The organism is Bacillota bacterium (assembly GCA_040757085.1).
Taxonomy (GTDB): Bacteria; Bacillota; Sulfobacillia; order JACIYH01; family JACIYH01; genus JACIYH01.
In genome coordinates, this window is record JBFLXJ010000021.1 from 1 (window position 1) to 13,353 (window position 13,353).

General features: G+C 65.3%; 13 protein-coding genes. 3 read left to right on the forward strand and 10 right to left on the reverse strand.

Features of this window, described 5'->3' with window-relative positions:
* Positions 1-735 (reverse strand): hypothetical protein (locus AB1446_07395; protein ID MEW6546724.1); only part of this gene is annotated, 735 nt, incomplete at its 3' end.
* Positions 736-1,065: 330 nt separating this feature from the next.
* Between AB1446_07395 and AB1446_07400 the strand changes: the two genes are divergently transcribed.
* The gene (locus AB1446_07400; protein ID MEW6546725.1) at positions 1,066-1,407 is read left to right on the forward strand and encodes a hypothetical protein; all 342 of its coding nucleotides are present in this window, start codon (positions 1,066-1,068) and stop codon (positions 1,405-1,407) included.
* Between the two features lie 13 nt (positions 1,408-1,420).
* On the opposite strand, the gene AB1446_07405 is transcribed toward AB1446_07400, so the two are convergent.
* The gene (locus tag AB1446_07405) at positions 1,421-2,008 is read right to left on the reverse strand and encodes a hypothetical protein (GenBank protein MEW6546726.1); all 588 of its coding nucleotides are present in this window, start codon (positions 2,006-2,008) and stop codon (positions 1,421-1,423) included.
* 18 nt (positions 2,009-2,026) lie between these two features.
* On the reverse strand, positions 2,027-3,178 hold the full coding sequence (locus AB1446_07410; GenBank protein ID MEW6546727.1) for a S8 family peptidase: 1,152 nt from the start codon (positions 3,176-3,178) through the stop codon (positions 2,027-2,029).
* 103 nt (positions 3,179-3,281) lie between these two features.
* Between AB1446_07410 and AB1446_07415 the strand changes: the two genes are divergently transcribed.
* A complete protein-coding gene (locus AB1446_07415) occupies positions 3,282-4,034 on the forward strand; it encodes a hypothetical protein (GenBank protein MEW6546728.1) in 753 nt (250 codons plus the stop codon).
* Positions 4,035-4,400: 366 nt separating this feature from the next.
* Here the strand turns inward: AB1446_07415 and AB1446_07420 are convergent, their stop codons facing one another.
* Complete coding sequence (locus tag AB1446_07420; GenBank protein ID MEW6546729.1) at positions 4,401-4,688, reverse strand: hypothetical protein; 288 nt, start codon at positions 4,686-4,688, stop codon at positions 4,401-4,403.
* Between the two features lie 158 nt (positions 4,689-4,846).
* Between AB1446_07420 and AB1446_07425 the strand changes: the two genes are divergently transcribed.
* Entirely contained in the window at positions 4,847-6,448 is a 1,602-nt protein-coding gene (locus AB1446_07425) for a hypothetical protein (protein MEW6546730.1), read from the forward strand.
* Here AB1446_07425 and AB1446_07430 read toward each other — a convergent pair.
* The 6 genes from AB1446_07430 to AB1446_07455 form a co-directional block, all read right to left on the reverse strand.
* Entirely contained in the window at positions 6,417-8,066 is a 1,650-nt protein-coding gene (locus AB1446_07430; protein MEW6546731.1) for a glycosyl hydrolase family 18 protein, read from the reverse strand. The genes AB1446_07425 and AB1446_07430 overlap by 32 nt on opposite strands.
* A 92-nt stretch (positions 8,067-8,158) precedes the next feature.
* A complete protein-coding gene (locus tag AB1446_07435; protein ID MEW6546732.1) occupies positions 8,159-9,397 on the reverse strand; it encodes an MFS transporter in 1,239 nt (412 codons plus the stop codon).
* A complete protein-coding gene (locus tag AB1446_07440) occupies positions 9,394-10,812 on the reverse strand; it encodes a phosphomannomutase/phosphoglucomutase (GenBank protein MEW6546733.1) in 1,419 nt (472 codons plus the stop codon). The genes AB1446_07435 and AB1446_07440 overlap by 4 nt, the downstream gene beginning before the upstream one ends.
* 81 nt (positions 10,813-10,893) lie before the next feature.
* Entirely contained in the window at positions 10,894-11,904 is a 1,011-nt protein-coding gene (gene argF / locus AB1446_07445; protein ID MEW6546734.1) for an ornithine carbamoyltransferase, read from the reverse strand.
* Between the two features lie 88 nt (positions 11,905-11,992).
* Entirely contained in the window at positions 11,993-12,910 is a 918-nt protein-coding gene (locus AB1446_07450; GenBank protein MEW6546735.1) for an arginine deiminase family protein, read from the reverse strand.
* Between the two features lie 84 nt (positions 12,911-12,994).
* Positions 12,995-13,353: proline racemase family protein (locus AB1446_07455; protein MEW6546736.1), on the reverse strand; the 359-nt coding region annotated here is incomplete at its 5' end.

Genomic DNA, 13,353 nt, shown 5'->3' on the forward strand with positions numbered 1-13,353 from the left:
CACCGTCAGCCCGGACAGCAGTGCAGCCGCCAGCACGGCCAGCCCGGCGGCCCGCTGCCCGCGCGGGAACAAAACACCCACCAACACCAGCAGGACGGGGAATACCACCCATCCGCCCCGGGACATGGTGAACACGAAGGCCACGAAAATAACCGACATGACGCCCGCCAGCCCCCCGGCCAGCAGGGTATCACCCCACCTGGACGAGAATTCCGTCCAGCCCGCCAGCCCGCTGGCGAGGATCACCCCAGCGGTGAGGTAGGTGGCCGCTGTATTGGGGTACTGCAGGCTGGAGCAAATACGGCCGCCTTCGAACGCGCCCGGATAAGAAAACGTCCCCGCCGCCGCACCCAGTCCCAGGATGGCCAGCCCGAATGCCGTGACCACCAGGGTGACCGAAAGGGCCAGCCGCCATGCCTCACGATTTCCCAGGCGGGCGAACATCCAGAGCACGGCCAGATAGGTGGTGTACTTGAGGGCCTCCCCCACTGCGGCCCGCGGCGCCACCGCACGCAGTACAGCCGCCCAGTAGATGAGGGCCAGGGCAAGGGCTGCCCACTCTATGACCCGCTGGGGACGTTCCAACCGGTGGAGCGACGAGTACACCCAGAATCCGGTAAAGGTGCCCATGACCACCGCCACGGCCACTAGTTGTTCTCCGGGAAAAAACAGCCCGCGAAAGAACGGGCCCACCGCCAGGACTCCGATCAGGGGAGCAGCGACGGCGTAAGGCACCCAGGTGCTTCCCCCGGCAAGCCTGTGTTCCGGCTCCCCGCGGGCGCGCTCCCGCACCCCCTGCCTCGCCGGTAGCTGCCGCCCCTGCCGAACCATCCTGGTGGCTCTGGGGAGCTTATTCCCCCCAGAACGACGAGTTGCCGCTTTCCTGCTCAAAAAACGACCCCTCCACCGTTGCCAACGGCCTGCCTGGTACAGTAGCCACGGGCTGCAGAGCATACGATTCTCTGCCTGCGGGGTTTTCTCCTGTTCCCGGCCGAACCCTGACCCGCAGCGGGCCTGCCACATATGCTGTACAGGTGAGCCGAACGAGATCGGGAGGTGGCACTCATGTCGGAACCCAGGATCCCGGATGCAGCTTCGCTGAAGGAAGTCTTGCGGCAGGCCATTGAAAGCGGCCAGCTCGCGCAGCAACTGGAGCAGCTCAAGGCTGGGACCCGAATGGGCCGGGCCCGCCTGGAAGACATGGAGTCTTCCCTGGAATCCCTGCGCAACCTGCTGGACGCGGTCAGGCAAGATCTCACGGGGGAAAGCTCAGTTCAGGAAACCTCGACCATGGAGTTGCTGGGCGAGGTCATGCGGCAACCGGCCTTCACCCAGCTGGCCGCCGAAGTGCTTGCCAAATTCCTGAGTGAGCAGGGGGGCGCTGCAACCGGGAATAGCCAGCAATGAAAACGACCGCCCCCTACTTCTTGATCATGTGCGTCAGCAACTGGGCGGCTATCTTCTGAAACTGGGGAGAAGAAATGATGCTGGCCAGGGCATCCGGGCTCGGGGCCGGAGTTGCCCGGGCGGAATCAGGAGCTACCGGGGCGGTAGCAGGAGTGGGTGACGCGGGCGCGGTGGCGGGAGGGGCCGAGGCCGCCGTGCCCGCGCCGTTCCCGGTGTGAGGGATAGTCGTGGCGGGCCGGGCCAGGACATAAAGGGCCTCGGCCAGCAACATCACTTCTACCAGTTCCTCGGCTATGGCCTGGCACCGGAGCTTTAGGAGTTGCAGGCAGCAATCCAGTTCCTGCTCGCGGCCGGCCGGGAACTGCTCAAGCGCCGCCTCTCGGGACGGCCTATCCCCTGCCCCGGGAAGGCGCGGGCACCTCTGCCCCGGAGCAGCGGTCATGGCGCCTTCCCGAGAACAGTCCCGGGCCCGGCCGATCATCTCCTCCAGGCCCGCAACCAGTTCCCGTCGGCGACCCTCCAGCTCGGTCAGTCTGGCGTCCAGCTCTTCCTTTTTTCTTCTCCATGCCTGGCTGGCCCGCTCTACGGCAGCCGGGTCCACCGTTTAACCCCCAGTCCGTCAATCTTCTATGCCCAGGGAGGCCGGGGCGTTCACCAACCCTGCCCCCTGCTCTTCGGGGGCGAGGTATGGCAGCGTGGTGGCTGTCTCCTTCAGGCGCCGGGCCACCTCATCGCCGCTCAGCCCGGGCTCACGCGCAAGCAGCAGGGCAGCCACGCCGCTCACGTGGGGCGCCGCCATAGAGGTGCCGCTCAATTCCCTGTAACCGTCTCCGTACGCCGAGAGAATGCGCGATCCCGGAGCCGCCAGGTCCACCTCCGGTCCCCGGCTGCTGTAACCGGCCAGGGTGTCATCGGGATTCAAAGCGGTGACCGCCAGCACGCCGGGATGGCTGGCGGGGAAGTCCACCGAGTTAGGGCGTCCGCTGTTGCCGGCCGCAGCCACCAGTATCACCCCGGCCTCAAGGGCCGCCTGCAAGGCCCTGCCCAGGGCACGGTTTTTGTTCCCCCCGAAGCTCATGTTGACGATCTGCATGCCGTTCTGGACACACCACTCCACTGCGCTGATGATGTTGGAGATCGCCCCCGCCCCCTGCCCGTCAAAGGCCTTTAACGAGTATACCTCGGCCTCGGGGGCGACGCCCACCACCCCTATCTCGTTGTCGCGGGCGGCAATGATCCCGGTTACGTGGGTGCCATGGCCGTTGTCATCCAGGGGAGGGGCGTTGGGATCTAAGAAGTTCACTCCTCCCCGCACGGCATCCGTCAGGTCGGGGTGCCCGGCATTCACTCCTGTGTCGATCACGGCCACCTTGACGCCCCGCCCCCGGCTGTACCGCCAGGCTTCGGGTGCTCCCACCCGCTTCACTCCCCAGGGTACGTTCTGAGTCGGCAGCAGGGTGGGCCTGCGCCACCGGCAGAGGATACGCATCACGCCGTCCTCCTCTACGTCCATGATCTGGGGCGACAGGGCCAGGGCACGGTAAAACTCCACGGTGGCTCTGGGAAACTCGCACACTACCCCGTTTATGAGGGGCAATTCCCGGATGATCTCCCCTCCCAAAGACCTCACCAGGATGAGCCCCTGGCTGAGGGGAACATCCTTCCAGAAAGTGACGATTTTCCGGTCCGGGCACCGCACCTGCCTCGCCCGGTTCCGGGCCAGACGCGCACCCAGGGTCGCAACCACCAGCACGCCAGCAATGGGCCACACAGGGAACCCCTCCCGCGTTGACAGAATATGATGTTGCTGCCCCATATCTATGACGGCTTGAGCCCAGGCGTACGTTGTCCCCTGCGCGAGGAGGTGCCCGGTGTTGCTGGGGAGCAAAGACGACTGGAGAGAAAGGCTGAAGAGGCTCGAGGAGGAAATAGCCACCAGTCGCCAGCGGCGTGAAGAACTGAGGGAAATCCTCGACCGGCTGGACCAACTCAACCGTCAGATCGACTCCCTGGCCACCGGCCCCGCGCCCCAACCTTCACCGGAAGAAGCTGGGGGCAGTCCCCTCCCGACGGGCGGAGAAGGGAGTCCACCTCCGGGGGGCACAGAGCCCGGTCCGCCAGGGGGAGGCCCGGAACCGGCGCCCGGGGGATGGAAGGCCAGGTGGCGTCAGGCCGTCCTGCAGCGGACTCCGCAGGCGAAACTGGAACACGCGGAGACCCTCGTAGGTGCGGTTGCCAGCCAGATGCAGGCCGTGGAAGGGTCTCTGGATACAGCCTGCCAGTTCGTGGACAGCGTGGCCCACAAACTCAGGTCCGGGGGCCCGCCCGGCCCCATACCCGGTGACCTGGTAAAGGAAGTGGTCGCCTCCGAAGCGTTCCAGCAACTGGTGGCCCGTCTGCTGGCTAGCCTTCTGCGGGAGACCAGTACCCAGCCTGCACATTCGACGGCCAACCCCATATTATGTAGTGAAGCCGGTCACCCGCAGGCCACATCGATGAGAAAGGAGGTGCGGGCTGTGAAAACGCAGGCGCCCGATCCCGGGTTCTTCTGGTGGATCATCATCATCGTGCTCATTATCGTGCTACTGTGCTTCTGCTTCCCCCTTGGAGCAGGAGCCGCGCAGTGAACAGGGAACAGCCGCGAACCGGGGGGCCCGCACGGCCCCCTGGTTCTCATTCCGTTGCCCCCGGGTGTGCATCCCCCACCCTTCACGTCCGGGTGTTACGATGGCGCAGGGGCCGCAGGAGGGGCAGGCACGAGGAACAGGGGCAACAGGATCAGGATGGCCGCCAAAAGGAGGACCACGATGAGCAACCAGTCCACCTGCAAGGCAGACCCCCCTTTCCCCGGGCAATAAGTAAGGGGCAGCCATGCGGCTCCCCTTACCATGCCGGGGACCGGCACTAGAAGATGATCCAGATCAGCAGGATGATGGGCAGGAATATGATGAGCAGCAGCCACCACAGCAGCGCGGATGTATGCATCTCCTTCTTCACGATCCCTCACCCCCCTTCAGGGCTGCCAGTGCTGCTATCAGCAACCGCACATACAGCGGCAGGAAGAGAACCACCAGGCCGATCGCGCAGACCACGATGAGCGCTTCTATCTGGGCACTGGCGAACTGGCCACCCCGCCACTTCCCGTCATGGAGAATGACCTGCCTCCCCAGGGGAGAAAGGGGAATCACGGCGTTCAGAGCAAAAAGCAAAGGTCCGTGCAGGCCCACCAGGTAGCGCGTTTCCTCCAGTATGGTCCGAACCTGCTGATTGTCGTTGCTCACCCACAACACCTTCCCGCCGGAGACCCGCTACATAATATGCCTGACCATGCCGGGAAGTCACCGCAGCCAGGCGTCAGATGGCACAGGGAGAGTTGTACCGCATATCAAGGCATGGGGGGATAAAGCTGACCACAGCCTGGCACCGGGTCTGGCAGAAGATGAAGGCTCTTTTGTCCGGGGCAGCCCTGTTGCCCCTCGCTCCCCTGCTGGGGTGGGGTCCCTTCACCCACATCGAGGTCACGCGCCTGGCGTGGCGCAGGATCCGGGATTCCCCTGGCATGCTGGCGAACGACCTCCCCGACCGCCTGAAGGGCCACGAGAATACTTTCTCACTGGCAGCGGCGAGCGCCGACGCCATTTCCGTCCACCATGTGATGAAGCGATGTCCACTCTACGATTACATGCACAACTGGATGCCCGACAACGCCCACGGCGTGCCCCGATTCGGATACGCCCTGGTACACCAGTGTCTGCACGGCCAGCCCCACGACCTGGCCATAGCATGCGGCTGGTTGGCCCACCAGATGGCGGACTGGTGGGCCCACTACGCCCCCATAAGGACAGACGGTACCCCGGCGGGCGATGCTCCGGACAACTCCCCACTGTTCAGTGGCTACGCCAATTCATTCCGGGTGCTCGGTACCCAGTTTTACCCGGAAATCCTTGATCACTACCGCGTGCTGGACCATGCCCTGCTAGAGCTCCTCTACGATCTCGTGGTGCTCTACCGCCCGGGTGGCGAAGAACTGCAAAACGCACGTCCCGTTCTCTTCGGGCCCGAGGCCGGCAACCCGCTCACCCGCACCTCCGAACGCTGGGCCGCCCGGCTACCCCGGGTGCCGCCGCAGTTGGTGGGTGAAATGGAAGAGGCTTTCGGGCGGGTGATGAGGGGTCTGGTCAACCTCTACTCCCTCCTCCGCCCCTTCCGGCCCCTCCTGAAACAGCGGGTGGATCGGCTCATTTCCTTCAGCGGGGTGGGTGAAGCCTACCTGGAACTTTGCGCCGACAAGATCGTGGAAGGCGTATTCCAGGTGACCGAGGAGGAAATGGCCCAGTGGGGGTCCCCCGACGTCATCATTCCCGAACAGGCGCCCCCTTACGCGGCGCGCTTGTGGCCCATGCCCAAAGGCCTGTACCCGGGCACCCCCCTGCTGGAACTGGCGGGCTGGCTCGGGAACCTGAGAACAGACGTGGACACGCCCTTCCTCTCCCACCTGACCGACCTGTTGCGGGGAGAACCTGCCGGTCCTCACACCCTGGGCCTGGTCTTCCTGCTCGGCATCGCCGCCACCGAGGAAGATGGGCACCTGCCGGGGTGGCTCCACCGCCTCATGCCCCCCGCCATTTCTCTGGTGGGAGTGCCACCCACCGAGGTTCGGGCCAGCCTCGCCGCCGCCCTGCAGTCCCGGGAACTGGTGATGGCATTCGTGCCCGCCGCACCCCTGGATTCCGACCTACTGCACGGCCCCAAGGCCCTCGACCCCGCCAGCCTGCAAGTCATCTTCAACGGGTACGATATGGACCGCTACCCCGAATACTTCCGGGTGGAAAAACACCACCAGCAAGGTAAGATCATCTGGCATTGCCGCCTTCTGCAACCTGTCGCTGATGGATACCACCAGGTGTGGGCGACCGCCCGGGACAGATCGGGAGTCCCAGCCCTGCCGTTCAACCACGTGGTGGATCTGCGCACGCCGGAAAGAAGTGGTGTGCCGGAAGCAAGTCGGCTTAGCGCAGGGCATCCAGTTGGGACGAGATGACCTCCCATACGGACGGCTTCTCGAACCCCCGTCTCCAGGAGGCCACTCCCGCCAGCCGGTACCTCGAGGCCAACCTGATGCGGGCCAGGATAGAACGTTCGTTTTCCAGCCATACCTGATAGGTCACGCCGTCCTCCTCCCAGCGGGCGTAATCCTGGCCGGTAGCCGGGTCCAGCCGGGGGACCACACCCTTTCGGGCCAGGATGGCTTCCACCTCCACCATGCCCAGAGCCTGGGAAGTGAGCCTATACCCGCCCCCGGGCTGCCGCTCCTGTTTCCAGAGCCGGGTGTAGAAGGGCATCCCCAGCAGCAGCTTCTCGGGGGGCACCTCCTCGAGCAGCCCCCGAATCCCCTTCTCCACCCAGGGCAGCGATGCCACCGATCCCGCCTGCGGAGAACCGGCATAGTGCTCGTCATACCCCATTAGAACCAGGTAATCGGCGGCACGGGCCAGCGCCCGGCGGTCAAGGAACCCCGACCAGGTCGGGCTGGGGGACTTCACGGTGACATCAACCGATACCGTAAGACCTTCTGCCCGGGCCAGACGGGAGAGGTCCTCCACAAACCTCACGAACACCTGCTTCTCGGAAGGATAAACGTTTTCAAAGTCCACGTTAATGCCATCGAGGGAAAAGAGACGGCAGTACACGAGCAGTTGCCTGATCAGGTGCTGTCGCGCCTTCTCATCCTGCAGAACCTTGCGGGTGAGTTCAGGGTCAAAGTTGTTGCCCACCAGAACCCACACTGCGTATCCCCGCCCGTGCGCCCAACTCACGTAAGAAGCGTTGCAACCGGAAGATAGGGAACCGTCCTCACCCTCCAGGTGCAACCAGGTGGGGGAAACCACGTTGAGGCCCGGGAGAGGACCTATGCTCTCCAGGTCGGGACCGCCCGGACGGGTAACGTGCTCCCAGGTGAGACACACCGGACCGCTGACCCTGTGGGGTGGTAACCGGGGAGGCGCGGATACGGGGTGAACACCCGCCTTTTCCACCTTCCCAACCGGCACATACCCGGTCGTCCCGTCCCCGGTGCGCACCAGGAACCACCCGCCCACCTGATCGTAAACCAGCAGGGAAGTGCCGGCCGGCACGGTCTTGCCCGGCCATAAGGGCCAGGGCCGGCCCCGTACCCGCAGGGACGTGGGGGTTGTCACCAGGGGGATCTCCCGCCCCGCCCGATCGATCAGTACGCGTGCGCCCACCAGTTCCACCACGATGCCGTACATTTCCTGCAGCGCCTCGATGGGTACCCGCCCATCGGGAGCGTACAACTCGATCAGCACCGGTTCGGCCTGAACGAATCTTGTGGCTTCCGGAGAAGCCATGGACAGGCGCCAGGGCGAAGTGGAAGTCTGAGCCCTGTGCGCAGCGATCAGGCGCATGGCAGGGTCAAAGTGCTCGCGCACCATCTCCACAGGAAGCCACACCACCCCCTGGGCATCCACCCGGGCCCACCCTACCCGGCGCGCGCCCAGCAGCACCTCTGCCCGGCCGGGGATGGGGGGCCGGGGTTTCCCCACCCGAGCCGCAGGGGGGATGATTACCCGCACGGCGAACACGCCCAGGGCAACAAGCAACAGGATAAGCACGCCCAGGGAACGCAGGGCCAGCTTCATTTACATCTCCCGGGAAAAGTTATGGGCGGACCTGGTTCTCCATTCGGCGCTCGCCCGCCAATTCCCCCCGGTGTCCCCTGCCACTTTCTAACTCAACCAGTGTGCTGGCGTGCATCCCCCCCGGGAACGGACTGCCAGCCAGATCGCAGGAGCAGGCCGCACAGGAGCAATATGACACCGCCCGCGTAGAATGAGGCGTCGAGCCCCATCCCCTGGCCCACCGCCCCGCCCACGAGCGGCCCCAGCACCGAACCCAGGTAGATGAAAGCGTTCAGGACCCCGAACGCCCGCCCCCGCGCTTCCCTGCCCACACAGCGAGCGATGAGGGTGTTGCCGGCCACGGTGATGCCGGCGTTCCCCAGCCCGAAGAAGAAACGGAACGCTCCCAGCCCCCACGGGTCGCGGGGAATGGCCTGCAGGACGCTGAACAGAGCTGAAACAAACAGGCTCGTGAGGAGGATGACCCGATACGGCACACGCGCCAGGCGCACCACCAGGGGCGATCCCACCACGGTGGCGATCCCCACCACGGAGAACACGGCGCCGGTGACTAGCTCGGCCCGGTGCGGAACCAGGTGCTCGATCCACAGGGGCAGGGTGGGCTGAGTCACCAGTACGGCCGCCTGGGCCAGCCCCAGCACGAGGAATAACACACGCAGGGAGGGGTCCGCCAGGGTTGCGCGCAGATCGGCCGCGATGGTGGAAACCTCACGACAGGAAGGCCTCTCTTCCCGCACCGCCACCACGGGAAATACCGCCGCCACCACCAGCAAGACCGCCGTCACCAGCATGCTGGTGCGAATACCCACGAGGCCGGCCATGATCCCACCGAGGAGCGGACCCATAATGCCACCTGCTGCCCCGATGGCCTGCACCACGCCCAGCGACACGGCCAGTTCCTCATCGGGGCAGGTGCAGGAAACCAGCATGATTGCCGCCGGAATGAATCCCGAAACCACCCCATTGAGCAGGCGCACGATCACGAGTTGCACGGGGTCGGTGACCAGCGCCATCAGCAGGTAGGTGATGGCCATACCCACCCCGGCCCTCACTATCATGGGTTTCTTCCCGTACCGATCGGCCAGAGATCCCCAAACCGGGGCCATTACCCCGGCGGCCAGGCAGGTCACGGAGTAAGCCAGCCCCGACCACAGGGATGTCCCGTCCCTTACCCCCAGTTCCCGCAGGAACATGGGGAGAAAGGGGACCACCAGGGAAAAGGCCACCTGGGCCAGGAAAACGCCGGCCGCCACCAGCATCAGGCTGCGCCGCCAGGCCCGCGGGCCCACCACAGTCACAACCGCTTGCCGGGCCGTACCGGGGGGCGTCATGCCCACTGGAATTCCTCTACCTCAGGGTAACGGGACAGGGCCTCTTTCATGGTGCGGCAGATGCGCTCCAGGCCCTCGGGAGTGGTGGCCTCGCAGCGGGCCACCAGAGCGGGCTGGGTGTTGGAAGCCCGCACCAGCCCCCAACCGTCCGGGAATATCACCCGCGCCCCGTCCACGTCAATGACCTGGTGGGTGTCCCGGAAACGGGCCACGAGGTCGCCCACCACCCGGAATTTGGCTTCATCGGGGCACGGGATGCGCGTCTCGGCTGTGCAGCAGTAACGGGGGACGTCCGCGAGCAGTTCGTGCAATGCCCGATCGGTGTGGGAGAGGATGCGCAGCAGCCGCCCGGTGGCGTACAGGGCGTCATCGAAACCGTAGTACTCGTCGGCGAAAAACATATGCCCCGACATTTCCCCGGTGAACACGGCCCCGATCTCCTTCATCCTGGCCTTGATCAGGGAGTGCCCGGTGCGCGAAAAAACCGGCTTCCCTCCCAAGCGCTCGATTTCCTCAACCAATGCCTGAGAACACTTGACCTCCACCAGGGCAGTGGCGCCCGGGTGCCGGGGCAGGATCTCCCGCCAGAACAGAATCATGAGCATGTCGCCCCAAACCACAGACCCGTCCGGTGCCACCACCCCCAGCCGGTCGCCGTCGCCGTCGTAACCCACGCCCAGGTCGGCTCGCGACTGCTGCACCATCCGGATGAGGTCCACCAGGTTCCCGGGCTGGATGGGATCGGGGTGGTGATGGGGGAAGGTGGGGTCAGAATCGCAGTACAGGGGAATCACCTGGCAGCCCCAGGCCTCCAGTGCCCGGGGGGCGAAATGGCTCATGGTACCGCTTCCGCAATCCACCACCACTTTGAGGCGACGGGGCCCCAGCCGAATCTTTTCTCCCAGCATCTCCAGGTAGGCAGGCACGGGATCCCGCTCCTCCCGGCGTCCCCGTTCGTGCCCGCGACCGCCAGCCCGGCCCTTGCCATCCGCGTGGGAGCCGACAGTCCCTTCATCCAGGAGGCGGCGCACCCGCTGGATCTGCTCCCCGTAAATGGTGGCATGACCCCGCGCCAACTTGAATCCGTTGAACTCGGGCGAGTTGTGGCTGGCCGTTACCATCACCCCGCCGTCGATGCCGTAGAGGATACGAGAGTAATAGAAGATGGGAGTGGTGACCTCACCGATGTCCACCACGTCCCGGCCCCCGGCCAGCAGGCCCTCCTGGACGGCCCGGCTCAACTCGGGGGAAGAGACCCGATTATCCCTGCCCACCACCACCGGTCCCGGGCTGCCTTCCTCGCCCAGGAACAGGGCATACGCCCTACCCAGGGCAAACGCCCCCTCGGCGTCCAGATCCCTGCCCACCACACCCCTGATGTCGTATTCACGGAATATGCCGGGCGCCAGCTTCACTTCCGCACCCCCCAGCAACCAACCCCGCGCAGCACGGCGGCCAGGTACTCCCCAACCGGCATTGTCGCCGCCGGACGCCGATCAGCCACGCAAGTTGTCAGCCAGGTCGCGCACCGGGGCCGGCAGCTCGGCAGGATTCACGTCCACTCCCAGCAGGGCCACCAGCAGAGCCTTCTGGAAATGCATACGGTTTTCGGCCTGGTCGAAGATGATGGACTGGGGACCGTCCATCACCTCATCCGTGGCCTCCAGGCCCCGCGCGGCAGGCAGGCAGTGCATGAAGCGGGCGGTGGGCTTGGCCTTTTTCATCAGGGCGGCGTTCACCTGGTAAGGGGCCATGGCCTTCTTGCGCACCTCCGCCTCATCCTCCTGCCCCACCCACCACCAGAGGTCGGTGTACACGAAGTCTGCGTCGCGCACCGCCTCCTCCGGATCGGTCAGGAACTCGATGCGGGCCCCCGACCGGCTACTGTTCTGCTGCGCCAGATCCCGGATTTCCGGGCGGACCCTGTAACCCGGCGGGTTAGCCACCGAAAGGTTGATCCCCAGCTTGCTGCAGGTGACCACCAGGGCATTGCACACGTTGGTGGCATCGCCCAGGAAGGCGACCTTGACCCCCTCCAGTTTCCCGCAGGTCTCGCGGATGGTGAAGGCATCGGACATGGTCTGCACGGGGTGATACAGGTCGGTAAGACCGTTGATTACGGGGACGGTGGCACCTTCGGCCAGTTCCACCAGGGTAGAGTGCTTGTAAAGCCGGGCCATGATGCCGTGCACGTAGCGGCTCATGACCCGGGCCGTGTCCCCCACCGTCTCCCGCGCACCCAGGTGAATCTCGCCGGGCTTCAGGTAAAGGGCCGTGCCTCCCAGGTCGGACATCCCCACCTCGAAGGACATGCGCGTGCGGGTCGAGGGCTCCTCAAACAAGAGGGCCAGGTGTTTGCCCCGCAGAAGAGGGGTGGGCACCCCTTTACGCCAGATATCCTTGATGGCCGCCGCCAGATCCAGCAGGGCCAGCAACTCCTCCTGCGTGTAATCCTGGTCAGTGAGGAAGTCCCTGCCCCGCAAGCTCCTCAACAACTGGTAATCCACTGCCACACCTCCCTGCACATACTGCCTTTATATTCTTGCCAGGGCTGCCGTTGCCCCCTGCTCGCCTCCCAGGTCAAGGGGTGGTGGCTCAGCGCACGTCTTCGCGCCAGCGGTACAGCGGGAAGGTCATACACCGGGGCCCGCCCGCACCCTTCAGAAGTTCGGGCATCACAAAGGGGATGACTTCCACTCCCCGCTTCTCGAGTTCTTTGCGGGTGCGCAGATTCCTCGTCTCCCCATCCACGAAGATCACCTTCCGGGGAGCCACGCAGAGCCAGTTGCTGGCCAGGGTGGGGTATTCCTCAGGGGGAATGCTGATGATCTCGAATCCCTTGCGCTCCACGAAGTCGAGGAATTCTTCCGGCAGGGCCGGCCGGTAGGCGGCCGCAACCCCCTCCCCAGCGATGTTGAACACCGTGTCCAGGTGCATGACCTCGCGCTGCAGGGGAACAGGGATGACGCGATCCACCATGGTCCCCTCCATGACCCTCTGGATCTGCCGGAACCCTTCCCGGTTGGTCCGGTAGCTCTGCCCCACCAGCAGCGTCTTCTCGTCCAGGTAGATGACGTCGCCGCCCTCCATGCGGCCCTCGCCGTAGACCCTGGCCACGATCGGGATTCCCAGGTTAACCAGCCGCCTGATCACGAACTCCTCTTCACCCCGGCGGGGGAAATCACAATAGGCGATGAACGCCCCGTAAGGGGTCATGAAACCGTGGTCCCGGGTGAACCACTCATTGACGGGTACCTTCGTCTTGGGTTCCCACTCGTCCAGGTAGTACACCTCGGCCCCCGCCCGCCGCAAGAGGTCCACCATGGTGTCGTGCTCGGTCTGGGCCCTGGCCAGGTCGGGCTTGGCGTCACATATCCACCTCCACGGGTATCGTTCGTCCATTTCTTCGACCTCGGCACCGGGACGGTGCACCAGGACGCCACCCAGGTACCCCGTCTCACTGCGCAGGCCAAACGGGGCCGCCTGCTCGGGCGGCGCGATGGGACTCCTCATCTCTCCCAACCTTATCACCCTTTCCCATGTGCTGCCGCGTGTATTATCTGATCCCGGGCCAGCCGATACACCCGCCCCGCCCGATCAGAGCCGGAAACCTTTGGGGAAGGGGTCGTCCTCTTTGACCACGAGGTGAGTTACGGCCATCAGGTAGGAACGGGCGGTGACCTCAGGCACCACGGTGCCGTCCGGGCGCACTTCCCGCGCGCGCGCCCGGAAGGGCAACCCCAGGATACTCTCGTGCACCACTTCTCCCCCCGCTCCCAGTTCCCCCCTGGCCAGGAGCAGAGCCAGTCGCGCCGACACCCCTGTCCCCGACGGCGTGCGTCCCATGGTCGCGGGGGCGTAGAAGTTCGCCACCCGGAACCCCACCACCTCGCCGCCCTGCTCCCCGGCCCGCCCGGTGACTCCCCCCGCCCCTGATAGCCCCACCCCCGATGGCC